The sequence below is a fragment of the Pseudomonas sp. FW507-12TSA genome (assembly GCF_058781435.1).
This window is the reverse complement of the sequence record NZ_JBYSWT010000012.1, coordinates 113915-139246: the sequence shown is the minus strand read 5'-3', so window position 1 is coordinate 139246 and position 25332 is coordinate 113915. Positions and strand designations below refer to the sequence as shown.

Here is a 25332-nt window from a genome sequence, read left to right as displayed (position 1 = left end):
GCGGCCGAAGGCTGCGCCTGCCCCGCAGGGGCACGGTAATCTTCCATCCCAGCACCTTCCCGTTGGCCTCTGAAGGTACTGCGATTCCTAACCCGCCCCGTAGGGGCTCGGCGATCCTCGGTCCTTACATCTGCCCCTCGCCCCTGAAGGCCCTGCAGTCCTTTGCGCAGCCTTCGGCAGCGGCTACACGAAGCTTGTGTCGCAGGGGCGCGGCGATCTTGTCCAGGGTTGCTAGAATGCGCGCCCCCCTGTCTGCCGAGTTGCCAGCGATGTCCCTTGCCGAGTCCTTCGCTCATTTGCCCCAGGCGCCGCTACAGCGGCTGGAGCTGGATTGGCTGCACCAGGCCGGGGTCGAGGTGGCGGTACTGCGCCTGGACCTGATCGACCCGCTGATCAGCGGTAACAAGTGGTTCAAGCTCAACCACCACCTGCAGGCAGCGAGCCGCCAGGGCGCGCAGGGCATCATCAGCCTCGGCGGCGCCCATTCCAATCACCTGCATGCCCTGGCCGCCGCTGGCCAGCGTTTCGCCTTCGCCACGGTCGGGCTGCTGCGCGGGCAGCGCCAGGACACCCCGACCGTGCTCGACCTGGAGCGCTTCGGCATGCAACTGCACTGGCTTGGCTACGGCGGGTACCGGGCGCGCCACCAACCGGGCTTCTGGACACCCTGGCAGGCTCAGTACCCCGATCTGTACCCGGTATCAGAGGGCGGTGGCGGCCTGGCCGGTGCATTGGGCTGCGTGCCGCTGCTGGAGCAGGTGCGCTCGCAACTGCCGGCCCTGGGCTGGAGCGATTACCACGGTTGGTGGCTGGCCGCCGGTACGGGTACCACGCTGGCCGGACTGGTGCTGGCCGAGGCCGGGACGCACCCGGTGCATGGTGCCCTGGCGGTGCCGATGGACCACGGAGTGCCGCAGCAAGTCGCCGGTATCCTGGGGGAAGCCGGCAGGGCGCTCGAAGGTTATGCCTTGCTGGACGCCAGCCGTGGCGGCTTCGCCAAGGTGGAGCGGGTGCTGGAGGCGTTCATCGAGCAGACCGAAAAGGCCAGCGGCCTGCCGCTGGAGCCGCTGTACACCGGCAAGGCCCTGCTGGCCCTGCACGAGCAGATCCGGGCCGGGCGCTTCGCCCCGGGTTGTCGGTTGATCTTCGTCCACAGCGGCGGCCTGCAAGGGCGCCGCGGCTTCGCCGGTCAGGCCTGACCGCGCTGGCGCCACATCCGCTGCAGGGTGTTGTCGCGCATCACATAGTGGTGATAGAGCCCGGCCAGGGCATGCAGGCCGATCAGCCAGTAGCCCAGGGTGCCCAGCAACTCGTGCCAGCCCTGGAGCTGTTTGGCCAGGGCCTTGTCCTCGTGCAGCAGCAACGGCAGGTCCAGGCCGTAGAACATCACCTGGTGCCCCTTGGCACTGGTGGTCAGCCAGCCCAGCAGCGGCATGGCAATCATGAACAGGTACAGCGCCCAGTGCATCAGCGTTGCCAGCAGCCTCTGCCATTGTGGTGGCGTGGGCTGGATCCTTGGCGCCACGCCCTGGGCCCGGGCGAACAACCGCAGCCAGACCAGTACGAACACCGTCAGGCCGAGCATGAAGTGGGCTTCGGTGATCAGGGTGCGGCCACCGCTGCCCTTGGGGAAGATGCCGCGAAATTCGATACAGGCGTAGACCACGGCCAGCAGCACCAGCATCAGCCAGTGCAGGGCGATCGTCATGGTGCTATAGCGCGCCTCGGTGTTTTTCCACGGCATGGGGGCTTCCTCGGTCATCAGGTCTGAAGCCTCCGTTCTTGAGCGACGGAGTGCTTTAACTGTAAGCCGCTTTTTTTAGGTTTGCCTGGCGCACCGGGGGCTTTCGTCGCTTGGGGGTGGTTCTGGTCTCACGTCGATGAAAAAAAACGGCGACTGGTGAAAGTCGCCGTCCTGTCGTTCTTGATCGAAGGGCTTATTGTCCCTGGGGCATTTCTCCCCGGGCCAGGCGCTGGTTGATATCGGCGATCACCTGGGGCAGATCGGCGATAGTGTCGATCATGTAGTGCGGGCGCGATGGCTCGAACAGCTTGTGGATACGCTGGCGCTCGCTGGCCAGGGTATCGCTGGCCAAGGCGCGGTAGCCCTCGTAGCTCAGGCCCAGGGCGTTGCCCGAGCAGGTCAGGGCCACGGTCCACATCCCGGCGCGGCGGCCTTCGAGAATCCCCGGCACGGTGTCGTCGATCTTCACGCAGGCGGCGACATCGTCGATGCCCAGGGCGATCACGTTGGCCAGGGCCTGGGCCGGCCAGGGGCGGCCGTTGGGCACTTCGTCGGTGGCCACCACGTGGTCGGCGACATAGCCGTTGGTCGCGGCCAGGGCCACCACCCGGTCCATCACCAGCTTCGGATAACCGGAGCAGGAGCCGATCTTGATGCCTTGCTCACGCAGCTTGACAATGACCTCCAAAGCCCCGGGGATCAGGGCCGAATGCTCGGCGATCTTCTCGATCTGCAACGGCATGAAGCGCTCGTAGATGGCGGTGACGTCGGCGTCGGTCGGGGTGCGGCCGAAAGCCTTGCGGTAGCGCTCGGCCACTTGCGGCAGGTCGCACAGGGTGCGGATATGGTCCCACTTGCCCATGCCCATCGGGCCGCGGGCTTCTTCGATGGAGACCTCTACATCGAACTCGGCGAAGGCCTCGACGAAGATCTGGGTCGGGGCGAAGGAGCCGAAATCGACCACGGTGCCGGCCCAGTCGAGGATCGCGGCTTGCAGCTGGTTGGGGTTGGTGTAGTTCATCGTTCAAGGACCTGTACAAGAGGCGAGGACGGTCGTGCCCGGCGGGCACGGTGATGGGGCGATCAGATATCCAGTACTTCCATTTCCCGCAGCACCTGGGCCACGGCAGCGACCGCGGCCTGCATGCCGGCTCGGTCGACGTGGCCGATGCAGCCGACGCGGAAGGTCTCGACCTGGGTCAGCTTGCCCGGGTAGAGGATGAAACCCTTGGCCTTGACCCGTTCGTAGAAGTCCTTGAACTGGTAGCGCGGGTCTTGTGGGGCGTGGAAGGTAACGATGATCGGCGCCTGGATCGCCGCTGGCAGGAAGCTGCGCAGGCCCAACTCGCCCATGCCTTGCAACAGGGCCTGGCAGTTGTCGCTGTAGCGTGCCAGGCGTGCCGGCAGGCCGCCTTCCTCGTTGTATTGCAGCAAGGCTTCGTGTAGCGCAGCCACCACATGGGTCGGCGGGGTGAAACGCCACTGGCCGGTCTTGGCCATGTAGGCGTGCTGGTCGTGCAGGTCCATGGCCAGGGAATGGGCGTTGCCCGCCGCCTGGGCCAGGGACTCCTTGCGAGCGAAGACGAAGCCCATGCCAGGCACGCCTTCCAGGCACTTGCCGGACGCGGCGATCAGCGCATCGAAGGCGATCTCGCGGGCATCGATGGGCAAGGCGCCGAAGGAACTCATGGCGTCGATGATCAGGCGCTTGCCGTGGCGGGCGACCACCTGGGCGATCTCCGGCAGCGGATTGAGGATGCCGGTGCTGGTCTCGCAGTGGATCAGCGCCACGTGGCTGATGGACGGGTCGGCCAGCAGCAGGCGCTCGACATCGGCGGCGGTAGTGGGCTCGTCCTCGGCAGTTTCGAAGGTACTGAAGTCACGGCCGAGCACTTCGCAGATCTTCGCCAGGCGCTTGCCGTAGGCGCCATTGATCAGCACCAGGACCTTGCCGTCCCGCGGCACCAGGGTGCCGATGGCGGCCTCCACGGCGAAGGTGCCGCTGCCCTGCAGGGGTACGCAATGATGGCTGTCGGCGCCGTTGACGATGGCCAGCAATTGCGTGCACAGGCTGGCGGTCAGCTGGTTGAACCGTTCATCCCAGGAGCCCCAGTCCACCAGCATCGCCCGACGAGTACGGGCGGAAGTGGTCAGTGGGCCAGGGGTAAGCAGGATTGGCTCGGCGATGCTCATGCTGTGTCCTCGAAAATGATGGGAGCAAGCTACGGCAACTAAATTGCAATTTGCCTTATCATCAATCAAATTGTTTGTTGTTATGCCTGTCATAAGCGAGGCCGATAGATATGAATTTGTTCCAACTGCGTGCGTTCGATGCCGTGGCCCGTGAAGGCAGCTTCACTCGGGCTGCCGGACGCCTGTTCATCAGCCAACCGGCGGTCACCGGGCACATCAAGGCCCTGGAGGAGCACTACCAGATCACCCTGCTGCGGCGTACCGCCCGGCGGGTGGAGCTGACCGAGGAGGGCACCAAGCTGGCGGCCATCACCCGCGCCATGTTCGGCCTCGCCGAAGAAGCCCAGGCCATGCTCGAGGCCAACCGCCAGCTCTTGACCGGGCGCCTGGAAGTAGCGGCGGACGGTCCGCACCTGGTCATGCCGATGCTGGCCAGCCTGCGCGAGCGTTATCCGGGGGTGACCGTCAACCTGCGCCTGGGCAACGCCCAGGAGACCCTGGCAGCGCTGCTCTCGGAGCATGCCGACGTGGCGGTGCTGACCGAGGTCGAGGAGCGCAAGGGCCTGCACCTGCAGAGCCTCGGGCAGTCGCGGATGTGCGCCCTGGTGCCCCAGGGCCATGAATGGCTGGAGCTGGCCGAAGGCATCGCCATCGAGCAACTGGACCAGGTGATCATGGTGCTGCGCGAGCCCAGCTCCATCACCCGCCGCACCTTCGACGAGGCGTGCACCCTGGCCAAGGTGCAGCCCCGGGTGCTGCTGGAGCTGGACAGTCGTGAGGCGGTGACCGAGGCGGTGGCCGCGCACCTGGGGGTTGGGATCGTCAGTTCGCTGGAAGTGGGCCACGACCCACGGGTGCGGGTGGTACCGCTTCGTGGCGCGGGCCTGGTCAACCAGCACATGATCGGCTGCCTGGAGCGGCGCCGGGAGCTGCGGCTGATCCAGGCCTTCATCGGTCTGGCCCCGCAAGCCCGGTAGCCGCTGGCGCAGGTGGAGGTTCCAGGTGAGCGTACGCAAGGCCCTGCAGGCTCTCGCGCAGTTTCCACGTCAAGGTGTAGCCGCTGGCGCAGGCTGTGTAGCAGACGCGGCGCTGGAGGGTTCCAGGGCAAGGCCTTGCGGACCTTCGCGCAGCCTCGCCGTGGCTCGGCAGCGGCTACGGGTGGGACTGTTGGTTGTCGAGCACCAGGTCGAGGAAGGTGGCGACGATCCGCCGCGAACGCTGTTCGCGCAGGCACACCAGGGTCTCGGTCATGCGCTGCTGGCAGTCGACGATAGGCAGGGCACAGATCCGCGAGTCGGCACCGAACTCCGCCGCCGACACCACACCCACGCCGATACCCGCCACCACCGCCTCGCGCGCCGCTTCCCGGCCTTCGACCTGGATCGCCGGGCGGATCCGCAACCCGGCACGGTGCATTTCCGCCTCCACGATCTGGCGTGTCACCGAGCCGGTTTCCCGCAGCACCATGGGCGTATCGTCGAGATCGGCCAGGCAGATGGACTGGCGCTCGGCCCAGGGATGATTGCGCGAGACGAACGCCACCATCGGGTCATTGCACAGGGTCAGCGACCACAGGCGCTCGTCGTCCACCTCGCGTCCCAGCAGGGCCAGGTCGGCCTGGTAGCTGAACAGGCGCAGCAGGGATTCGTCGGTGTTGCCGGTCTCGATGCGCACGTTGATCCCCGGGTACAACTGGCAGAAGCGGGCGACCTGCGCCAGCACGTGCACTGGCGCATCCACCGCCAGCACCAGGCTGCCGGTCTGCAGGGCCTGGGAGTCCTGCAACAGTTCCTTGGCTTCCGCTTCCGCGACGAACAGGCGCTGGGTGATGGCCAGTAACCGCTGCCCCAGGTCGGTGAGCTGCACCGAGCGCTTGTTGCGATGGAACAGCAGGACGCCAAAACGCTCCTCCAGCTTGCGCACCTGGTCCGAGACGGCCGGTTGGGTCAGGTACAGGCGCTCGGCGGCCCGGGTGAAGCTGCCGTGCACGGCCACGGCATGGAAGGCTTTCAACTGCGCATGGGAAACCGACATGGCGAGGGCCTCTTACAAGCTGGGCTTATATTTGAAATACGATAAATCGATTTCATTTATTAATTGCTAATTGCTTCCATCTTTCAAGGCCCGGTGACCGGTCGGTCGACCGCCATCGGATCCTGGGGCCTGTGCGTGCGATCGCAGCCTCCCGCCCGGGAGCGCAACAGGCCCCGTCTGACCGGCAGCGCCCGCCACAAGGGCCCTGCCGCCGTGCTCAACAACAAAAAACACAGGCGTTTGCTTCGCATCCAGCCGGCACACTCACCCTGAGGTCAGAATCACGATGAACAAGCAGATCGGCACCATCAAACGTTGGCGCGTGCAGATTTTCGCCATCACCTGGATCGCCTACGCGGCGTTCTATTTCACTCGCAAGGCCTTTTCCGTCGCCAAGCTGGGGATCGCCGACGATCCCGACTTCACCCTCGACAAGATGGCCATGGCCAACCTCGATGCCATCTACCTGGCGGCCTACGCCGTGGGGCAGTTCACCTGGGGCATGTTCGCCGACCGCTTCGGCCCGCGGGTGGTGGTGCTGGGCGGCCTGTTGATTTCCGCTGCCGCGGCGCTGGTGATGGGCAGCTTCGCCACCTTGCCGATATTCGCCACCTGCATGCTGGTCCAGGGGCTGGCGCAATCCACTGGCTGGTCGGGGCTGTGCAAGAACATCGGCAGCTTCTTTCCCGCCGAGCAACGGGGGCGGGTCCTGGGCCTGTGGAGTTCGTGCTACGCCTTTGGCGGCCTGGTGGCCTCGCCCTTCGCCGGCTGGTGGGCCTACACCCTGGTGGGAACCTGGCATGCAGCGTTCATCTCCAGCGCGGTGGTGGTGGGCCTGACCGCGTTGTTGTTCTTCATCTTCCAGCGCAATACCCCGCAGGACGTGGGCCTGCCGGCGGTGGAGGAGGTGACGACGGCCCAGGAGCCTGCCCAGGGTTGTCGCCTTGGGGTCTGGGCGCCGCTGCGGGCGATCCTGCGTAATCGCACGGTGCTGGTGCTGGGGCTGGCGTACTTCCTGCTCAAGCCGGCGCGCTACGCGATCCTGTTGTGGGGGCCGGTGATCGTCTACGAGCAGATGCCCTCGGTGGGCAAGGTCGGCGCGGCGATCGTGCCCACGGCCTTCGAGCTGGCCGGGTTGCTGGGGCCGATCATGATCGGGCTGGCCTCGGACAAGCTGTTCGGCGCCCGGCGCATGCCGGCCTGCGTCCTCAGTTTGCTGGCCCTGACCCTGAGCCTGGGATTGTTCATGGGTGCGCTACATAGCGGCAGTGTGGCGCTGGTGGTGGCGCTGCTGTTCGTCATGGGCCTGACCCTGTACGGACCGGATTCGATGATCAGCGGCGCGGCGGCCATCGATTTCGGCGCGGCCGGGGCCGGGGCCACGGCGGCCGGGTTCGTCAACGGTTGCGGTTCGGTGGGGGCGATCCTCGGCGGCCTGTTGCCGGGTTACTTCGATACGGTGACGGTGTTCCTGCTGTTCGCCGGCTGCGCCCTGGTGGCGGCATTGTTGCTGGTGCCGTTCTGGAACAGCCGGCCCAGGGGGGGCGAGCCGGTGCCTGCGCAGGCCTCCAACGAACCCCTGCTGGCCAGGCCGGTGCGCTCCTGAGGTCCTCGCGCCGGGAGCCGCTGCTGCGCTCCCGGCAAGTCCGACAAGGGCCGGAGCTCGGCCGGCCACTGACTTTTTGGTCGATCAGGGCCCGGAGGACGTATAAACTTGCGCCTCGCGTCGGCCAAATCCAACTCGACGCCATAGATCAAAGAGAGTGAGTAATGGGCGCACAGTGGAAGGTTAAACACAAAGAAGCAGCAGCCAATGCCAAGGGCAAGATCTTCGGCAAGCTGGTGAAGGAGATCACCATCGCTGCACGCAACGGCGCTGATGTAGCCACCAACGCCCACCTGCGGCTGGTGGTCGAGCAAGCGAAAAAGGCCTCGATGCCTCGCGAAACCCTGGAGCGCGCGATCAAGAAGGGCTCGGGCCAGCTGGGCGAGACCGTGCAGTACCACCGCGTGACCTACGAAGGTTTCGCCCCGCACCAGGTGCCGCTGATCGTCGAGTGCGTGACCGATAACGTCAACCGCACCGTGGCGGAAATCCGCGTGGCCTTCCGCAAGGGCCAGCTGGGCGCCTCGGGTTCGGTGTCCTGGGACTTCAACCACGTGGGCATGATCGAGGCCTCGCCGGACACTCCGGACGCCGATCCGGAACTGGCGGCCATCGAGGCCGGGGCCCAGGATTTCGAGCCGGGCGAAGAGGGCGCGACCCTGTTCCTGACCGAGCCTGCGGACCTGGACGCCGTACAGAAGGCCCTGCCGGAGCAAGGCTTCACCGTGCTCTCGGCCAAGCTGGGCTACCAGCCGAAGAACCCGGTCAGTGGCCTGAGCGATGAGCAGATGGCCGAAGTCGAGGCGTTCCTCGAAGGCCTGGATAACCACGACGACGTCCAGGACATGTTCGTCGGCCTGGCCGGCTAAGCCGCGCCGCACGGTTCGTTCGCCGGCCAGTGGGCTCCCGCAAGGGGGCCTGCTGGCCGGCGAAGTCGTTTCTAGAGGTTGTCCAACTCGCGGATCACCTGCTCGAAAGCCGGGCGCGCCAGGACGTGCGGTTGCTGGCAACGTTGCACCAGTTCCCGCAGGCCCTGGTGCTGCGCCGGGGCCAGCGAGCCATCCTGGCGATCGAGCAATTCCTCCAGCAAGATGCCGAAGGCCCGTACTTCCAGGCGTTGCAGGGCCTGGCTCTGAGGTGTGTCGTCCTGGGCGTGGAACGATGCTGCGCCGAAGTCCCCCAACAGGCAATCGCCCTGGGCATCGAACAAGGTGTTGTGGCCATACAGGTCACCGTGGGTAATGCCCTGGGCATGCAGGTGGCCGGCCACCGAGGCGATGCCCCGGGCCATGCGCAGGATGACCGCGGCGCTGAATCTCGCGTCCTCCGCATAGACGTCCCGGGAGCAGGAGTCCAGGCTCGGCAGCGCGGCGAGGTTGGCATAGCTGGGGTCGATCAACTGCATCACCAGGCCGTCCTGGCCCTGGGGATGGTCGACGATGCGGCCCTCGACCCGGATCAGGTTCGGGTGCAGGCCGGCGCTGATGCAGGCGTGCATTTCATGTAGCGGTGAGCCGTCGCTGGTCATCTGGCCCTTGTACAGCTTGACCGCCACAGCCCGCGCTGGCTGCCCGGGAGCCTGCCACTGCGCTTGGTGGATCACCCCGGAGGCGCCTTCGCCCAGGCGCTGTGCCAGCACCAGTTGCTCCCAGGGAATACTGGGTGTGGATGCCAGGGCTGCGGCATCGACCTGGGATTCCAGTGGGTTGCCGGCATAGGCCAGCCAGGTCAGGCTCGGCAAGGCCAGCAGGAACGGCGGCAGTTCGGTCAGGCGGTTGGCAGCGATCCGCAGCAGTTCCAGGCGCTGGCACTGCTCCAGGCTTTGCGGCAGCGCGCTCAGGCGGTTGCCGGACAGCATGAGTTTTTGCAGCAGCGGGCGCCGACCCAGTTCGTCCGGCAGTTCAGTGATGCGGTTGTCGGTGAGGATCAGCCAGCGCAGCTGGGGCGGCAGGGCGGCGGCCGGAACCCGTTCGATGCGGTTGGCCTTGAAGCCGATCATGCTCAGGTGTGCACAACGGCCCAGGCACTCCGGCAGTTCGCTGAACAGGTTGTCCGAGCAGAACAGGATGCGCAGGTGGCTGAGGCGGTGCAGGTCGTCGGGCAGGCTGCGCAGGGCGTTGCCGCTGAGATTGAGGATCTCCAGGGAGTCGGCGAGATCGAAGATCTCCCGGGGGAACTCAGTCAGGCCACAGGACAGGTCCAGGCGCTTGATGCCGGCCAGCTGGCCGGCCCGCAGTTGGGCAAGGGTATCCATGAACAGCGTCAACACTCGAAAGCAGCAGAAGGGCGGGCAGGATAAAGGAGATCGGCGGTTTTTGCTGCCTGGGCGGTTTTGCGCCGACGGGCCAGGGGGCACTGGGTTTTCAGGAGCCTTAAGTTCAGAGCGGCTCACTCCCTGTTGGCTGGCGCAATCGGCAGTCAGGGTGAGGTCGATCCTGCGGCCGCTGCGGTCCGCCTGGAAGGCCCTGTCATCGGGCGCAAGGGGCGGGTCCCCGGCCTTTGCTCCAGCGCTGTCCAGCTCTGCGAGACTGTGCGCATGAATGGCCAGGCTCACGTCAAACGCCGATAGCACCTGCGGCTGGCCATCTTGAATGGCGCACTAACGCGCTTCTGCCAGAGGGACGATCTGTTCCCCGTCAAATGCTTGCATCGTGCAGTGCTTTAGCCAGTTGGCGAAATGCCGCGGGATGCCTGGGATTCCTGGCGCCATCCCGCATCGATTCCAGGCTGTGATGTTCAAGGGTCATTTTCACCGCCTTGGTGGAGGTCCTGCCCAGCGGGTTGCTCAGGTCGAGGTCGCTCTCCAGTGTCGCTATCAGGTAGGCGCCCTGGTGGCTCCACTGGTTGAAACGCATTACGTGCCGGTCATCGAGAATCACGGCGCCTTCTTTCTTGTCGCCCGAGAAATAAAACGCCAGTTGCGAAGGGGGAATGTTGTCCCGTGCCGCGAGGCGTTTCCTGTACTTGAGCATGGACGTCAGGCGGGCCCCGGGAGACAGGCTGAAGCCACTGCCGACCAGCTGACGATCACGGAAGTAGCACTTGAACCCCACCTCCAGTGTTCGCTGGTGATGGCGTGTCGCGCAGTTTTTTTCATACAGGTGGAAGTCCCGGGGATCGCCCACTCGTTCATAGCCTTTTGCCGCAAGTTCAGCGGCAGAGAAACGCTCCAGGCCAAACAGCGATGAATGCTTGAGCGTTGCATCCTGCAGGTGCAGGCAGACCAGTTCGGTAACGGTGATGGATCTCATGGGGCTACTCGGTCGAGTGGATGTTTGGGGCCGACTTCCTGCAACTGGCCAGGGCCCAGGGTGTAGTCCAGGTTCCGGGCCTTGTGATGAAAGTGATCCCGGGTCGACCCGGCGCGCGCTGCCGTTTGCCGATCGGGCCTGGCAGAACGCCAGCGCCATGGGATCGATGCAGGTGTTGGCGGTAAAGCGGCCAACGGTGATGACTCTGGTGGTTCCGGGGCGCCCACCTTAAAAGCACCGCAGCCAATTGATCAATGGAAATCCAGTCGTCCGGCGATCTCGAAAAGGCATGGCTGTGGTTGCGCAAGTGCCTGGGGCGGGCCCTGGGGCAAATTAATACGCAAACTGGCGGTTTTGGCCCGGGTTGCTAACCTCATGGCAGCTAATGCTTCTCATCAGGGAATCGAGGCCTTGAATGGATGTAAGGGTTTGGCAGTCATGAGCGCATTGCTCGGCGTAACGGCAGGAGCCGCTGACTTGCAGGTGCAGGTCCGGGTCGATGTGGCGCGTGGTTGCCAGTTGGTAGGGCAGCAGCGCGAGGCGGGGGCGGCCCAGCTCGGCACCCTGGACTTCGGCACCACCGCGCGCCTGGATGACGCCCGCGGCCCATTGGGTGCGGCGCTGGGTGGCAGCCGCCAGCCACGCCTGGAGTGCAATCCCGATACCCCCTACCAGTTGCGCATCGATGGCGGCCTGCACGGCGGCGTCGGCGAAGTGCGCTACCTGGCTGGTGCTGATTCTGCCGGCAAGCCGATCCCTTACCGCCTCTACCAGGACCCGGCGCGGCGTATCCCGTTGCCGGTCAATGTCCCGGTCAGTGGCCGGGTGCCGGATTCCGGCACGGTGGACCTGCCCTTGTACGGGCGTATCGAGCCCTTGGCCGAGATTCCGCGGGCCGGGGGTTATTCCGATGTGTTGAAGGTGACCCTGACCTGGTAGCCAGGGGCATCGACGCTGTCGCGGGGGATCTCGCGCAGAACAGGAACAGCCGCTGCAAGTGCACGGCTCAAGTGGGAGTCCTGATGGAACCGGGATGGGTGCAATGAAAGGCAAGGCCTGGACGATCATCGCCCTGGGTTCGCTGTGCCTGGTGGTCGAGGATGCGCAAGCGGCCATCAGCGGGCAGATCCAGGCGCGCCTGGTGATCACCGCCAGTTGCCAGGTCAGCAGCGGTGGTTCCGCCACCCACCCCGTCACGGATCCGGGCATGCTCGACTTCGGCCAGCAAGGGCCGACCTGGGTCAACCCCATCAAGGCCAGCCTCACCAACGATGCCGACGGCCAGTTGCAGGTGGCCTGCAATCCCTCGGTCACCGGTTTCACGGTGAGCATCAACGGCGGCCTCAACGGCGACGGCACGACCCGGCGCCTGAGCAACGGCCGCCAGACCATCCCTTATCGATTGTTCGTCGATGCCTCGGGTAGCGATAGCTACAGCATCGGCCAGCAGCGCAATTTCGCAGTGAGCAGCGGCAGCCGGATCCCCATTCCGGTGTTCGGCTCGGTGGTCGCGAATACCCGCGCGGTTCCGGCAGGGGTCTACACCGACACCCTGACCATCACGCTGGATTGGTAAACCACGAGAGGACGTACATCATGCACGCGCTTGTATCCCGAATCGGCTGGCCATTGCTGGGCCTGCTCATGGCCTCCACGGCCCATGGGGCGACCACGGTCACCGGCCAGATCACCTCGACCCTGATCCTCACCAGCAGTTGCCAGGTCAACGGGGTGGGCGGCACCACCGGCTTGAACTTCGGGGCCCTGAACTTCGGCACCACCAACAGCCTGTTCACCACCGCCAGCGGCCAGGTGCTGGGTGGCGGTGGCGGTGCCTTGTCGATCCTCTGTTCGGCCGGCACCACACCGAGCATCACCGTGCAGGGCGGCAGCAACGACGGCAAGTCCACCGGCGGCACCCGGGCCTTGTACGACGGGGTGGGCAACTACGTGCCCTATGACCTGTATACCGATGCCGGGCATTCGCAGATCCTGGCGATCAATGGGGTGATCGCCCTGGCGCCGAGCACCGGCGTGGCCCAGACGGTCAACATCTATGGCCAGGCAGTGGGCAAGGCCGGGCTCCCAGCGGGCACCTATACCGACACGGTGTCCGTGCAATTGACCTTCTGATGCCATGGCTCGCCATGGTCATGCGCTGCTGGCGCTGATCTGTGCCGCTGTCTGGCCCGGCTGGATCGCCGCGGCCACCAGCCAGAGTTTCCAGGTCAGTGCTACCGTCGTTGCCGGATGCCTGGTGGTGGGGGGCGCGAGCAACTACGGCAGCCTGGCGTTCGGTACGCAGTCGGCGTTGTCCACCGCCACGGTGAACGTGGCCCTGACCGGTGGCGTGCAGTTGCAGTGCACCCCGGGGGTGACCTTGAACATGACGGTGGACGGCGGCCAATACAACAACGGCGGGCGGAACATGCAGATTGCCAGTGGTACCGCCCGGGTTGCCTACAAGTTGTTCCGGGATGCGGCCTACAGCCAGAGCCTGGGGATCGGCCAGAGCGTGGCGGTGGCCTACAGCGATGCCAATAACATCAGCCTGCCGATCTATGGACAGGTGCAATTGCCGGGCAATCAGCCTGGGGGGACATACAGCGATGTGCTGCAGGTGCAGCTGTCGTGGTGATGGGGCGATTCAAGGACCAGCCGGCAGGCGGACAAGGAGTAGCAGTATGCGTTTATCTGTACGGGGCCTGCGGGCCTGCGGTTACCTGGTACTGGCCGGGCTGTTGTCCAGCGCCCCGGGAGCCTGGGCTGCCAGTTCGGTGTTGATCTGGCCCATCGACCCGGTGCTGGAGGCCGACCAGCAGGCCAGCGCGTTGTGGCTGGAGAACCGTGGCAGCGAGACCGCCAACCTGCAGATCCGGGTCTTCGCCTGGAGCCAGAGCGATTTTGCCGACCAGTACCAGAACCAGCGGGATGTGATCGGCAGCCCACCGGTGGCGAAGATCGAGCCCGGGCAAAAGCAGCTGGTGCGCCTGACCCGTACCCGGGACATCCCGCCGGGCCAGGAGCTGGCCTATCGGATCATCATCGATGAAATCCCTTCCGCTACCCCTCCAGGCCCCCAGAGCGATGCCAAGAGTGTGGCCGCGATTCGTTTCCAGATGCGTTATTCCGTGCCGCTGTTCGCCTATGGTGCGGGCTTGTGGAGCAAGGAAGACACCACCCGGGCCAGGGACCCCAAGAGCATCGGCGTGCCCAACCTCAGCTGGCGCAAGGTGAACGCCGATGGCAAGACCTTCCTCGAAATGCGCAACCAGGGCGCGGTGCATGCCCGCCTGACGGATGTCGCCTTCAAGCAGGGCGGGCAGAACCGCCCCCTGGCGCCGGGCCTGTTGGGCTATGTGTTGCCTGGAGCGGTGATGCGCTGGCCGCTCTCGGAAACCCTGGCCGGCGATTCGAACCTGCAACTGCGGGTCAATGGCGCGCCGCAGTTCCAGGACCTGCCACCTTCACGCTGAACGGCGCGAAGATCGCCGCCCGGATGTCGGCGGCAAGGAGGAGGCAAGGACGGAGGCGCGGGCGTTAGCCCATGCGCCCAGGGATGGAGAGGTCCATGGATGGACTTGAACCGCTCATGAGCCAGGATCCGGCTCGTCGCTCTTGGTACTGGAAAAGGCTGCTGGCTGGCTTGTGGGGCTTGCTGCTGGCGGCCCCGATCCAGGCTGGCGAGCTGCCTCCACCGCCCAGCAGCCTGGAGTCGATGGCCGATGCGCAACTGTTCCTGGAGTTGGTGATCAACCAGATGGATACGGGCAAGGTGGTGGCGGTGGAGCAACGTGCAGGGCGGTTGTTCATATCGGCCAGCGCCTTGCGCGAGACGGGCATCAAGCTGGCGCAGCAACTGGAGAGCGAAGTCGATCTCGAAGCCTTGCCGGGGCTGCATAGCGATTACGACAGCCAGGGCCAGCGCCTGTTGCTGAACGTACCGCCGGACTGGTTGCCGGAGCAGTTGATCGGCAGCCGCCAGGCCTATCCGCGGACCCCGGCCCTGAGCAGCTTCGGCGCGTTGCTCAACTATGACCTTTATTTCAACGACACCGACGACGGCGGCAGCTACCTGGCCGCGGGGAACGAGCTGCGGCTGTTCGATAGCTGGGGCACGCTCTCCAACAGTGGGCAATACCGGCGGACCCTGTCCGGGGCCCGCAGCGCTTCGCTGAACAACGGCTATCGGCGCTACGACACCACTTGGCGCTTCTCCGATGACGAACGCATGCTGACCTACGAGGCTGGCGACCTGGTCAGCGGCGCCTTGCCCTGGAGCAGCTCGGTGCGCCTGGGCGGGGTCCAGTTGTCCAGGGACTTCGCCGTGCGCCCGGACCTGGTGACCTATCCCTTGCCGCAGTTCGCCGGGGAAGCGGCAGTGCCCAGCTCGGTGGACCTGTTCATCAATGGCTACAAGGCCAGCAGCGCCGAACTGCAACCTGGGCCCTACACCCTGACCAACATTCCCTTCATCAACGGTGCGGGGGAGGCGGTGGTGGTCACCACCGATGCCCTGGGACGCCAGGTGTCCACCACCGTGCCGTTCTATGTCACCAGCAACCTGTTGCAGAAGGGCCTGACGGACTTCTCGGTGGCCGCCGGTACCTTGCGTCGCGACTACACCCTGCGGGACTTCGGCTACGGCCCCGGCGTGACCTCCGCCAGCCTGCGCCACGGCCTGAGCGACAGCCTGACCCTGGAAAGCCATGCCGAGGCCTCGCAGTCCCTGGCCCTGGGCGGGCTCGGCGGCAACCTGCGGCTGGGCCAGTTCGGGATCCTCAACACCGCCTTCAGCCAGAGCCGCTTCGACGGCAATGGCGGCCAGCAACTGAGCTTCGGCTACCAGTACAGTAGCCAGCGCTACAGCCTGTCCTACCAGCGCGTGCAGCGCCGCGACCGGTACGCCGACCTGACGGTGGTGGATAGCCCCTACACCAGCCTCAGCCAGCGCAGCGAGCAATTGACCCTGAGCCTGAACCTGGAGCGTTTCGGCAGCCTCGGCGCCGGTTACTTCGACGTGCGCGCCGCCGATTCGACCCGCACCCGGCTGCTGAACCTGACCTGGAGCAAACCGCTGTGGCGCAACAGCAGTTTCTACCTGTCGGCCAACCGCGAGATCGGCGAACGCCAGTGGGCGATGCAGGCCCAGTTGGTGGTGCCCTTCGACATGTATGGCAGCCTGAGCTTGAGCAACGAGCGCAGCAAGGCCGGGGAAAACCGCCAGCGGGTCAACTTCAGCCGCTCGGTGCCGCTGGAGGGCGGGCTGGGCTACAACCTCGGCTACGCCACCGGCGATGGCCCGGACTACCGCCAGGCCGACCTGACCTGGCGCTTGCAGTCGGTGCGCCTGCAAGCCGGGGTCTACGGCACTCGCGAGGCCGAGACGCGCTGGGCCGATGCCAGCGGTTCGCTGGTCTGGATGGACCGCGAGGTGTTCGCCGCCAACCGTATCGACGATGCCTTCGTGGTGGTCAGCACCGGTGGCTACAAGGACATCCCGGTGCGCTACGAGAACCAGCTGGTGGGCCAGACCGACCAGAATGGCCACCTGCTGGTGCCCTGGAGCAGCGCCTACTACCGGGGCAAGTATGAGATCGATCCATTGAACCTGCCGGCCAATGTGCAGAGCCCGAACGTCGAGCAAAGGGTCGCGGTGCGCCGTGGCAGCGGCTACCTGCTGGAGTTCCCGCTGACCCGGGTGATCGCCGCGAGCATCGTCCTGGTGGACGCTCGCCAGCAGGAACTGCCCCTGGGCAGTAGCGTCATCCACCAGCAGAGCGGGGCGCGGGCGGTGGTCGGCTGGGATGGCCTGGTGTACCTGGAGAACCTCTCGGCGCATAACACCCTGGAGGTCGGCCTGGCCGATGGCAGCCATTGCCAGGCGCAGTTCGACATCGACCTGGAGCAACAGCAGATCCCGCTGATCGGCCCACTGGCTTGCCAGTAGCCGCGTAGCCACCACAGGAGGACGACAGATGAATGGATTCAAGGCCGGCCGGGGCCGGGCATGGGGACGATGGGGCCTGGGCTTGCTGGCCTGGCTGCTGGCCCTGCCGGCCCTGGCGCTCTGTTCCACGGTCAGCACCACCCCTGCGGCGTTCGGCACCGTCAGCTCGATCCTGGTGCGCACCACCTCGCAACCGGCCTCCACCACCAATGCCGGGCTGCGGTGCACCGGCTCGCTGTTGTCGCTGCTGGTCACCACCGACCACTTCTACGCCACCATCACCTCCAGTACCAGTGGCATGGTCGGGCCCACCGGCGATGTCATCAACTACACCCTGTATGCCAACAACAGCACCAGCTATCCCATCACCCGGGGCGTGGCCTTCGACTTCGCGCGCAATTCGATCATCGACCTGCTGGGCCTGCTGGGCAGCCCCACGGTGGCCAAGACGGTACCGATCTACCTGGGCACCGTCACCGGCGGCAATGTCGCGGCGGGGGTCTATACCGAGAACCTGAGCATCTTCTGGAGCTGGAACTATTGCTCGGGGATCGGTGCCCTGGGTATCTGCCTGGGGCGGGATGTGGGCAGCGGCACCCAGAGCCTCACGGTGAACATGACGGTGTCCAACGACTGCGTGATCACCGCACCCAACATCAGCTTCGGCAGCGCACCGGTGATCAGCGCCTTTGCCACGGTCAGCGGGCAGACCATCAACCTGGCCTGTACCAAGGGCAGCGCCTACACCGTGGGCTTGAGCGACGGCCAGAACCCGATCAGCGTTGGCGGTCGGCGGCGCATGGTCTCCGGCGGCAACTTCCTGGCCTACGACATCTTCAAGAGCGCCGGAACCACCCGCTGGGGCAGCGTCGGCAGCGCCCGGCGTTCCAGTACCGATGCCGAGGTCAACCCCGGCAACGGCCTGGGCACCGGCAGCCAGGTGTTCAACTACAACGCCAGGATCTATACCGACCAGAGCACGCCGCCGGCCGGTACCTACCTGGATAACGTGGTGCTGGACGTGGGTTTCTGAGCGTCAGGCGCTTTCCAGCGGGCAGGGCTGGCTGGCGCGCGGGCGCTGCGGGGCCAGGCTCCACAGCCAGTAGCCCAGCGCTATCGCGTTGATGCCCGCGCCCAGCAGGCAGACGCCGGTCCAGCCGGCCCAGGCGTAGGTACTGGTGGCGGCGATGGAGCCCGCGGCGCTGCCGATGGAGTAGAACAGCATGTAGCCGGCCGCCAGGCGACTCTGGGCCTCGGGTCGCACACTGTAGATCAGGCTCTGGCTGGTGACATGCACGGCCTGCAGGCCCAGGTCGAGGCCGATTACCCCAGCCAGCAGGGCCCACAGCGACCATTGGGTCAGGCCGATGGGGATCCAGCAGAGCAGCATCAGGCCCAGGGCCAGGCCGCTGGTCCATTGCGCCAGGCCCCGGTCGGCCAGCTGTCCGGCCCGTGCCGCACCCAGGGCGCCGGCGGCCCCGGCCAGGCCGAACAGGCCGATCTGGGTGTGACTGAGCGACAGCGGCGGGGCGCTCAGGGGCAGCACCAGCGGCGTCCATAGGGTGGTGGCCGCGGCGAAGATCAGCATGGCCAGCACGGCCCGGTCACGCAGGATCTTCTCCTCCTTGAACAAGCACAGCAGCGAACCCAGCAGTTGCAGGTAGCCCTGGGCTGCCGCTGGTCGCTGCACGGCCGGCAAGACCCGCCACAGGGCCAGGGCCACCATCAGGGTCAGTCCGGCGGACAGCAGGTACACCGAACGCCAGCCCGCCAGGTCGGCCATGCCCCCGGCCACGGTACGCGCCAGCAGGATACCCAGTACCACGCCACTGGTGACCACGCCGACTACCCGCCCGCGTTGTTCCGGTTGCGCCAGGTTGGCGGCGTAGGCCACCAGGACCTGGGTCACCACCGCCAGCAAGCCGACGCCCGCCATGCCCAGCAGCAGCCAGGTACCGTTCGGCGCCAGGGCCACGACCAGCAGCGCCAGCACCGAGAGCAGGGTCTGGGTGACGATGAGCCGGCGGCGGTCGAGCAGGTCGCCCAGGGGGACCAGCAACAGCAGGCCCAGGCCGTAGCCCACCTGGGTCAGCGTGATGACGATGCCCACGGTGGCCGGGGCCAGGCCGAAGCTTTGGGCCATGGCGTCCAGTAGCGGCTGGGCGTAGTAGACGTTGCCGACCGCCAGGCCGCAGGCGGTGGCGAATAGCAGCACCACTTTGGATGAGAGCGTCGAGGCGGCGATGGTGGGCGAATCGGCAGGCATGGCAGGCTCCGTTTTGGTTGCTTTATGAAACCAGTTGTACGGTAATAATTTTGGTTTTATATTGCAACCAGTTTCCCGGGCTTATCGGAGTTTCCCAACCATGGTCAAACGCACCCGCCTGCAAGACGCTGAATGCCCGGTGGCGCGCTCACTCGACGCCATCGGCGATTGGTGGTCGTTGCTGATCGTGCGCGATGCCTTCGACGGTATCCGCCGTTTCGGCGAGTTCCAGCGCAACCTCGGCATGGCCAAGAACATCCTCGCCGCGCGCCTGCGAACCTTGGTGGAGCACGGGGTGTTGGATGTGGTGCCGGCTTCCGACGGCAGCGCCTACCAGGAGTACGTGCTGACGGATAAGGGCAAGGGCCTGTTTCCGCTGATCATCGGCTTGCGCCAATGGGGCGAGGCGTTTTTCTACGAGGAAGGGGAGGCGCATTCGCAACTGGTGGATCGCCAGACCCGGCAACCGCTGCGGGCGCTGGAACTGCGTTCTGCCGACGGTCGGCTGCTGGGGCCGGAGGACTGCCTGCGGATACCGGTGGCTTGAGACCGCGACGACTGCGCGAGTGGCTCGCGCAGTCGTGGGTTGCGCTCAGCGCAGGCTGTCCACCAGGTCGGCCAGGGTGCTCAGCACATCCTTGCCCAGCTGCATGGAGCGCTTGCCGGACCAGCCGGTGAGCGGGTTGGGCGCGTCGTCGTGGTCCTTGAACGGCATTTCCAGGGTCAGCGCCAGGCAATCGTATTTTTCCCCGACGGCATTGCAGGCCAGGGTCATGTTGGCCTGGCCGGGATTGTCGCGGGTATAGCCGTGGGTGGTCTGGAAGTCCCGGGTCTTGTGCTTCAGGTGGCTGCGAAAATGTTCTTCGAGCTTGGCCAGGCGCGGGGTGTAGCCCGGGTTGCCTTCACAGCCGGCGGTGAATACATGGGGAATCTCCTCGTCGCCATGGACGTCGAGGAACAGGTCGACCCCGTACTGTTCCATCTGCTGCTGGACGAACAGCACTTCCGGGCTGAGCTCCTGGCTGGCGTTCTGCCAGGCGCGGTTCAGGTCCTGGCCCTTGGCGTTGGTGCGCAAGTGGCCGTGGAAGGCGCCGTCCGGGTTCATGTTCGGTACCAGGTACAGGTCGGCCTTGGCCAGCAGGGCGTTGAGCTCGGCATCGTCGTGGCGTTGCAAGCGTTCGATCACGCCCTCCATGAACCACTCGGCCATGTGCTCGCCGGGGTGCTGCTGGGCGATGATCCACAGCTTGCGCTGGCCGGGGGCGCCGCTGCCCTTGCGCAGCAACTGGATGTCACGGCCTTCGACGCTCTTGCCCACGGCCAGCAACTCGGTGCCGGCCTTGGTCAGGGCCTGGTCGATCAGCCAGTCGTGACGGCCACGGCTGTAGGGTTCGAAGTAGGCGAACCAGGCGTGGGTCTGGGTGGCTTCGAGATTGAAGCGCAGGGCGTCGCCTTCGAAGATCGTCGGGACGCGAAACCAGTTCACGTGGTCGTAGGAGGCCACGGCGTGGTAGCCGGTCCAGGCCTTGTTGTAGGAAGACTGGCTGGCATTGGTCAGACGGAACCAGTGTTCCTGGCCGACATGCAGGCCGCTGACCTTGAAGTGAAACCACTGGAAGTGCGGGCTCTGGGTATCAGGGCGAATGGCCAGCTCTACCTGGAGCGGGTTGCTGGTGTCCAGCACGTTGATGTTGCCGCTGTCGAAGTCGGCGCTGATGTGAAAAGAAGAGTGATTGCCCACGGTCATGGTCGGTTCCTGAACAGGATTGTTGTGACCGCTACTCTACACATCGAAGGGGGTAAAAGAAGGGGGGCGTCGTCCTTGACGCCGATGAAGCTTAGTGTGTATGCGATTGATTCTCAAGCGCTACTTTAGGAATTGTGCGGCTTCCAGCACGGCCCTTTGCTTGCAAAAGGGCATTCTTTTGCTATCATCGCCGCCATTATTTTTGCGTCACCACGTCTTCATTAGCCTGAAGCCAAGCCAGCATGACTGGCAAAAAAAGACCCGGCGAAAAAGCCGGGTCAAAAACCGTGATTAGCCTGATGAGGAGATAATCCAGAGGTCCGACCTAAGGTCCTTTGGATCATCGACCGATCTCGCGATCAGTTGCTTGCAATAATAATCATTATCATTTGCAAGTCAAACGTTTTTCCCTGCCTGCTCGAATTTTTTTTCATCCTGGATTGCCCTGCACCCGTTTCGGGCTGGCGGGGTGTCTGCATTTCAAGCGATTTCATGCCGCTGGCCTTCCAGGGACTTGTCCACCAGGGCCTTGGCCAGATCGATCATATGCACCACCGAGAACGCCAGGTCCCGATTGGGCCCATGCAGGTTGTCGGCCGCGTCGTAGGCGGTGGCGGCCGCGCAGCGCAGCAGGTCGGAGGCATGGATCATGGCTTCCTCGCTGCTGAGGCTGCTTCTTATCTCGAAGAATTTCTCCTCCTTGTTGATGCTGCCGTGGGGCGGCTCCATAGGGTGGTCCATTGCTCGTCGCATTGCATGCTTGCCCGCAAGTGAGCTGAATGTGGCCTCTGTATCGAGTTCCGGCACGTCCTTGCTGCTTGTGTTCATGGGTTCTGCCTTGTCTTGAGAAAATGAAAAGAGGGGGCAGGCACAGATTAATACTTATTGTAATTGTGACGCCATTTCAAATACTACAACTTGTGTGTTGAGGCGGAAAATACACAACGTATTGTTCCGCCCATGGATAAATGGATCGAGTTGGTCAAGGCCAACATGAAAGGCCGCAAGGTCACGCAGGAGAAGCTTGCCGAGCGCCTGGGCATGTCCCAGGGCGGCATTGGCCATTGGTTGAGCAAGCGGCGCCAGCCCAAGATCGAAGACATGAACCGGGTGCTGGAAGAGATCGGCATGGGCTTTCTCGAAGTGGTGCTGGTGGTCCGCGAAAAACCCTTGGTCAATGACGATGGCGAGCCCCTGGAGCAGGAACCTTCGCTGGTGGATAGGTACAACCCGTACTTCCGTTATCCGGTCAGTGATTGGCGCACCGCCGGCGAAGTCCGTGAGGATGGCCAGCCGAGCTATGTGCCGGAGCGCTACGAATTGTCCGACTACCAGGCCCAGGGCGCGGCGTTCTGGCTGATGGTGGTGGGGGACGCGATGATCGCGCCCAGCGGCATGAGCATCAGCCAGGGCATGCTGATCCTGGTGGACCCGGCCATCGCGGCCGAGCCTGGCAAGCTGGTGGTCGTGCAGTGTCCCGGCAGCGCCGAGGCGCTCTTTCGCAAGTTGGTGCAGGAGGGCGGCCAGCGGTACCTGGCGCCGCTCAACCCGACGTACCCGAAGATGCTCTACAGCGATGAGTGCCGGATCATCGGCGTGGTGGTGCAAGCGACCGCGAAGTTCTGAAGACGCAGGCGCCCTCAGTCGACAAAGCCCCTTCCTGGTTTCAGGAAGGGGCTTTTTGCATCCGGGGCTAGCCCATGGCTGCGGTGGTGGTCGCAGCGTTCGCGCAGCCCGCCTGGCGGCGGGCCTTGCCCATCAGGCTGGCTGTTCCAGTTCCACCAGTGCACTGCCTTCGCTGACCATCTCGCCTTCCTGGCAATACAGCGCCTTGACGATACCGGCGTGGGGCGCGCGGATGCTGTGTTCCATCTTCATGGCCTCGAGCACCACCAGTTGCGCGCCGGCTTCGACGCTTTGCCCGGCTTCCACCAGGACCCGGACAATACTGCCGTTCATGGGGGCGGTGAGGCCGCCGTGCTGGCTGTGGCTGGCGTCGGCCGCGACGATCGGGTCGTAGGTCGTGATGCTGTGCATCTCGCCCTGCCAGTGCAGGTAGAGGGTGTCGCCGCGACGGATGGCCCGGTGCTCGCGGCGCACGCCCTGATGCTCCACCAGCAGGCGTTCACCCTGCAGGCGGTGGTCGGCGCCAAGGGTCTGCAGGTTGATGGCCCGGTCCTGGCCGTCGGCGCTCAGGTGCAGGGCGACCTGCGCCGGCAAGCCGCTGCGCCAGCCATCGACCGCCGCCCAGGGCGAATGCGGATCGTCCTGGCGCTCGCGCCGCACCAGGCTCTGGCTGTAGGCCTGGGCCGCAGCCTGCCAGAAGTCCTCGTCCAGCTCGCGGGCCGCCGGCAGCAGTTGCTCCTGGTAACGCGGAATGAAGCCGGTATCCAGTTGGGCCTCGGCGAAGGCCGGGTGGGCGATGATTCGGCGCAGGAACGCCAGGTTGGTCTTCAGGCCGCCGATGGCGAACTCGTCGAGCATGCTCAGCAGGCGCAGGCGAGCCTGTTCGCGGTCCTCGCCCCAGGCGATCAGCTTGCCCAGCATCGGGTCGTAGAACGGCGATACGCTGTCGCCTTCCTCGACGCCGCTGTCCACGCGCCGGCCAGGGCCATTGGCGGATTCACGATACAGCTCCAGGCGGCCGGTGGCCGGCAGGAAGTCGTTGCCCGGGTCCTCGGCGTACAGGCGCACTTCGATGGCATGGCCCAGCAGTGGTACCTGGCCCTGGGTCATGGGCAGGGTTTCGCCACGGGCCACGCGGATCTGCCAGGCCACCAGGTCCAGGCCGGTGATGGCCTCGGTGACCGGGTGTTCCACCTGCAGGCGGGTGTTCATCTCCATGAAGAAGAATTCGCCGCGGGCGTCGAGCAGGAATTCCACGGTGCCGGCGCCGACGTAGCCGATAGCCTGGGCCGCCCGTACCGCAGCCTCGCCCATGGCCTTGCGCAGCTCGGCGCTCAAGCCGGGGGCCGGGGCTTCTTCCACCACTTTCTGGTGGCGACGCTGGATCGAGCAGTCGCGCTCGTTGAGGTACAGGCAGTTGCCGTGCTGGTCGGCAAAGACCTGGATCTCCACGTGCCGGGGCTTTAGCAGGTATTTTTCCACCAGCATCCGCGAATCGCCGAACGACGACTGTGCTTCACGCTGGGCCGAGGCCAGGGCTTCGGCCAGCTGGCTGACGTCTTCCACCACCTTCATGCCCTTGCCGCCGCCACCGGCGGTGGCCTTGAGCAGCACCGGATAGCCGATGCGCTCGGCGGCGCTGCGGAAGGTTTCCAGGTCCTGGGCCTCGCCGTGGTAGCCCGGCACCAGCGGCACACCGGCGGTTTCCATCAGGGCCTTGGCCGCCGACTTGCTGCCCATGGCGTCGATGGCCGATGCCGGTGGGCCGAGGAAGATCAGCCCGGCAGCCTCGATGGCCCGGGCGAAACCGGCGTTCTCGGAAAGAAAGCCATAACCGGGGTGGATGGCCTGGGCGCCGCTGGCCTTGGCGGCGGCGATCAGCTTGTCGATCTGCAGGTAGCTTTCGCTGGCCTTGCTGCCGCCCAGGTCCACGCGGATATCCGCTTCACGGCTGTGGCGGGCATCGCGGTCGGTGGCGCTGTGCACGGCCACGGTGGTCAGGCCCAGGGCCTTGGCGGTGCGCATCACGCGGCAGGCGATCTCGCCACGGTTGGCCACCAGCAGGGTATCTAGGATCGGCGCGCTCATCAGCGGGACTCCTTGGTCGTGGTCTCGGTCTGCCAGCTGGGCGGGCGTTTCTCCAGGAACGCCCGCAGGCCTTCCTGTCCTTCGGGGCTGACGCGGATCCGCGCGATGGCGTTCTCGCAATAGCGTCGCAGGGCGGTGGTCAGGGCGCCGTTGCCCACTTCGCGCAACAGGTCCTTGCTGGCACGCATGGCCTGGGGGCTGTTGAGCAGCAGGTTGTCGATCCAGCGGGTGACGTGCTGTTCCAGATCTGCCGCCGGGTAGCTCTCGGCCAGCAGGCCGATGTCCCGCGCACGCGGGCCGTCGAAGCGCTCGGCGGTCAAGGCATAGCGCCGGGCAGCGCGTTCGCCGATGGCCTGGACCACGAACGGGCTGATCACCGCCGGGGCCAGGCCGATGCGCACTTCCGACAAACAGAATTGTGCGTCGTCGCTGGCGATGGCCATGTCGCAGCAGCTGATCAGGCCCAGGGCGCCGCCGAAGGCCGCACCTTGCACCACGGCCAGGGTCGGGATCTTCAGCTTGGCCAGGTTGTACATCAACTCCGCCAGTTCCCGGGCGTCGTCGAGGTTGGTGTTGTAGTCCAGCTCGGCCGACTGCTGCATCCAGGCCAGGTCGGCGCCGGCGCTGAAATGCCGGCCACGGCCGCGCAGCAGCAGGAAGCGCAGGCTGGGATCGCCTTGCACCTGGTCCAGGGCCAGGATCAGCTCGCGGATCATCTCGGCGTTGAAGGCGTTGTTCTTTTCTTCACGGCTGAGCCACAAGGTGGCGAAGCCACGAGGGTCGCGCAGCAGTTCCAGGGTATTGAAATCGCTCATGATCTTCTCGCG

24 protein-coding genes are annotated in these 25332 nt (G+C 65.4%); 13 read left to right on the top strand and 11 right to left on the bottom strand.

Annotated elements, in window-relative coordinates; translation table 11 throughout:
- Window positions 1-269: 269 nt before the first annotated feature.
- Window positions 270-1199, top strand: coding sequence for a 1-aminocyclopropane-1-carboxylate deaminase/D-cysteine desulfhydrase (locus AC3WK8_RS13835; RefSeq protein WP_103325634.1), 930 nt, complete (start codon window positions 270-272; stop codon window positions 1197-1199).
- Here AC3WK8_RS13835 and AC3WK8_RS13830 read toward each other — a convergent pair.
- From AC3WK8_RS13830 to AC3WK8_RS13820, 3 genes are all read right to left on the bottom strand, one after another.
- Window positions 1190-1744 (bottom strand): cytochrome b, encoded by a 555-nt coding sequence (locus AC3WK8_RS13830; protein WP_085598635.1) that lies wholly within the window; start codon window positions 1742-1744, stop codon window positions 1190-1192. The genes AC3WK8_RS13835 and AC3WK8_RS13830 overlap by 10 nt on opposite strands.
- 193 nt (window positions 1745-1937) lie before the next feature.
- The gene (gene phnX / locus AC3WK8_RS13825; RefSeq protein WP_103325633.1) at window positions 1938-2765 is read right to left on the bottom strand and encodes a phosphonoacetaldehyde hydrolase; all 828 of its coding nucleotides are present in this window, start codon (window positions 2763-2765) and stop codon (window positions 1938-1940) included.
- A gap of 62 nt (window positions 2766-2827) precedes the next feature.
- Window positions 2828-3937: a 2-aminoethylphosphonate--pyruvate transaminase gene (locus AC3WK8_RS13820; protein WP_085598463.1), complete on the bottom strand. Its 1110-nt coding sequence runs from the start codon at window positions 3935-3937 to the stop codon at window positions 2828-2830.
- A gap of 110 nt (window positions 3938-4047) precedes the next feature.
- Here AC3WK8_RS13820 and AC3WK8_RS13815 point away from each other — a divergent pair, with 110 nt between their 5' ends.
- A complete protein-coding gene (locus AC3WK8_RS13815) occupies window positions 4048-4914 on the top strand; it encodes a LysR substrate-binding domain-containing protein (protein WP_103325632.1) in 867 nt (288 codons plus the stop codon).
- Window positions 4915-5089: 175 nt separating this feature from the next.
- Here AC3WK8_RS13815 and AC3WK8_RS13810 read toward each other — a convergent pair whose 3' ends face one another.
- Window positions 5090-5971: a LysR substrate-binding domain-containing protein gene (locus AC3WK8_RS13810; RefSeq protein WP_085598467.1), complete on the bottom strand. Its 882-nt coding sequence runs from the start codon at window positions 5969-5971 to the stop codon at window positions 5090-5092.
- A gap of 286 nt (window positions 5972-6257) precedes the next feature.
- Here AC3WK8_RS13810 and AC3WK8_RS13805 point away from each other — a divergent pair, with 286 nt between their 5' ends.
- Together AC3WK8_RS13805 and AC3WK8_RS13800 are read left to right on the top strand one after the other, a co-directional pair.
- On the top strand, window positions 6258-7577 hold the full coding sequence (locus AC3WK8_RS13805; protein ID WP_103325631.1) for an MFS transporter: 1320 nt from the start codon (window positions 6258-6260) through the stop codon (window positions 7575-7577).
- 164 nt (window positions 7578-7741) lie between these two features.
- Window positions 7742-8446, top strand: coding sequence for a YebC/PmpR family DNA-binding transcriptional regulator (locus AC3WK8_RS13800; protein ID WP_068583007.1), 705 nt, complete (start codon window positions 7742-7744; stop codon window positions 8444-8446).
- A gap of 71 nt (window positions 8447-8517) precedes the next feature.
- On the opposite strand, the gene AC3WK8_RS13795 is transcribed toward AC3WK8_RS13800, so the two are convergent.
- The gene (locus tag AC3WK8_RS13795) at window positions 8518-9831 is read right to left on the bottom strand and encodes a leucine-rich repeat-containing protein kinase family protein (protein WP_207245105.1); all 1314 of its coding nucleotides are present in this window, start codon (window positions 9829-9831) and stop codon (window positions 8518-8520) included.
- A gap of 382 nt (window positions 9832-10213) precedes the next feature.
- Window positions 10214-10828, bottom strand: coding sequence for a hypothetical protein (locus tag AC3WK8_RS13790; protein WP_103325629.1), 615 nt, complete (start codon window positions 10826-10828; stop codon window positions 10214-10216).
- Between the two features lie 438 nt (window positions 10829-11266).
- On the opposite strand from AC3WK8_RS13790, the gene AC3WK8_RS13785 reads away from it, so the two are divergent.
- From AC3WK8_RS13785 to AC3WK8_RS13755, 7 genes are all read left to right on the top strand, one after another.
- Complete coding sequence (locus tag AC3WK8_RS13785; protein ID WP_178088036.1) at window positions 11267-11767, top strand: Csu type fimbrial protein; 501 nt, start codon at window positions 11267-11269, stop codon at window positions 11765-11767.
- 103 nt (window positions 11768-11870) lie between these two features.
- On the top strand, window positions 11871-12404 hold the full coding sequence (locus tag AC3WK8_RS13780) for a Csu type fimbrial protein (RefSeq protein ID WP_085598479.1): 534 nt from the start codon (window positions 11871-11873) through the stop codon (window positions 12402-12404).
- A gap of 20 nt (window positions 12405-12424) precedes the next feature.
- Window positions 12425-12961: a Csu type fimbrial protein gene (locus AC3WK8_RS13775; RefSeq protein WP_085598481.1), complete on the top strand. Its 537-nt coding sequence runs from the start codon at window positions 12425-12427 to the stop codon at window positions 12959-12961.
- 4 nt (window positions 12962-12965) lie between these two features.
- Window positions 12966-13466 carry a Csu type fimbrial protein gene (locus tag AC3WK8_RS13770; protein ID WP_085598483.1) on the top strand — a complete coding sequence of 167 codons (501 nt, stop codon included), beginning with the start codon at window positions 12966-12968 and terminating at the stop codon, window positions 13464-13466.
- Window positions 13467-13512: 46 nt separating this feature from the next.
- Window positions 13513-14304, top strand: coding sequence for a fimbrial biogenesis chaperone (locus AC3WK8_RS13765; RefSeq protein WP_085598485.1), 792 nt, complete (start codon window positions 13513-13515; stop codon window positions 14302-14304).
- A 116-nt stretch (window positions 14305-14420) separates the two neighbouring features.
- The gene (locus AC3WK8_RS13760; protein WP_085598487.1) at window positions 14421-16778 is read left to right on the top strand and encodes a fimbria/pilus outer membrane usher protein; all 2358 of its coding nucleotides are present in this window, start codon (window positions 14421-14423) and stop codon (window positions 16776-16778) included.
- Window positions 16779-16806: 28 nt separating this feature from the next.
- Window positions 16807-17811, top strand: a complete 1005-nt coding sequence (locus AC3WK8_RS13755) for a Csu type fimbrial protein (protein ID WP_085598489.1) — start codon at window positions 16807-16809, stop codon at window positions 17809-17811.
- A 3-nt stretch (window positions 17812-17814) separates the two neighbouring features.
- On the opposite strand, the gene AC3WK8_RS13750 is transcribed toward AC3WK8_RS13755, so the two are convergent.
- The gene (locus AC3WK8_RS13750; RefSeq protein WP_103325627.1) at window positions 17815-19044 is read right to left on the bottom strand and encodes an MFS transporter; all 1230 of its coding nucleotides are present in this window, start codon (window positions 19042-19044) and stop codon (window positions 17815-17817) included.
- Window positions 19045-19144: 100 nt separating this feature from the next.
- Between AC3WK8_RS13750 and AC3WK8_RS13745 the strand changes: the two genes are divergently transcribed.
- Complete coding sequence (locus AC3WK8_RS13745) at window positions 19145-19591, top strand: winged helix-turn-helix transcriptional regulator (protein ID WP_053136683.1); 447 nt, start codon at window positions 19145-19147, stop codon at window positions 19589-19591.
- A 45-nt stretch (window positions 19592-19636) separates the two neighbouring features.
- On the opposite strand, the gene AC3WK8_RS13740 is transcribed toward AC3WK8_RS13745, so the two are convergent.
- Window positions 19637-20791: a M14 family metallopeptidase gene (locus tag AC3WK8_RS13740; RefSeq protein ID WP_085598491.1), complete on the bottom strand. Its 1155-nt coding sequence runs from the start codon at window positions 20789-20791 to the stop codon at window positions 19637-19639.
- Window positions 20792-21271: 480 nt separating this feature from the next.
- Window positions 21272-21619, bottom strand: a complete 348-nt coding sequence (locus tag AC3WK8_RS13735) for a DUF6124 family protein (protein WP_031320150.1) — start codon at window positions 21617-21619, stop codon at window positions 21272-21274.
- 132 nt (window positions 21620-21751) lie between these two features.
- Between AC3WK8_RS13735 and AC3WK8_RS13730 the strand changes: the two genes are divergently transcribed.
- Window positions 21752-22417 carry a LexA family protein gene (locus tag AC3WK8_RS13730; RefSeq protein ID WP_103325625.1) on the top strand — a complete coding sequence of 222 codons (666 nt, stop codon included), beginning with the start codon at window positions 21752-21754 and terminating at the stop codon, window positions 22415-22417.
- 132 nt (window positions 22418-22549) lie between these two features.
- Here AC3WK8_RS13730 and AC3WK8_RS13725 read toward each other — a convergent pair whose 3' ends face one another.
- The gene (locus AC3WK8_RS13725; protein WP_103325624.1) at window positions 22550-24505 is read right to left on the bottom strand and encodes an acetyl/propionyl/methylcrotonyl-CoA carboxylase subunit alpha; all 1956 of its coding nucleotides are present in this window, start codon (window positions 24503-24505) and stop codon (window positions 22550-22552) included.
- Entirely contained in the window at window positions 24505-25320 is an 816-nt protein-coding gene (locus tag AC3WK8_RS13720; protein WP_085598495.1) for a gamma-carboxygeranoyl-CoA hydratase, read from the bottom strand. Before AC3WK8_RS13720 ends, AC3WK8_RS13725 begins: the two co-directional genes overlap by 1 nt.
- Window positions 25321-25332 lie beyond the last annotated feature (12 nt).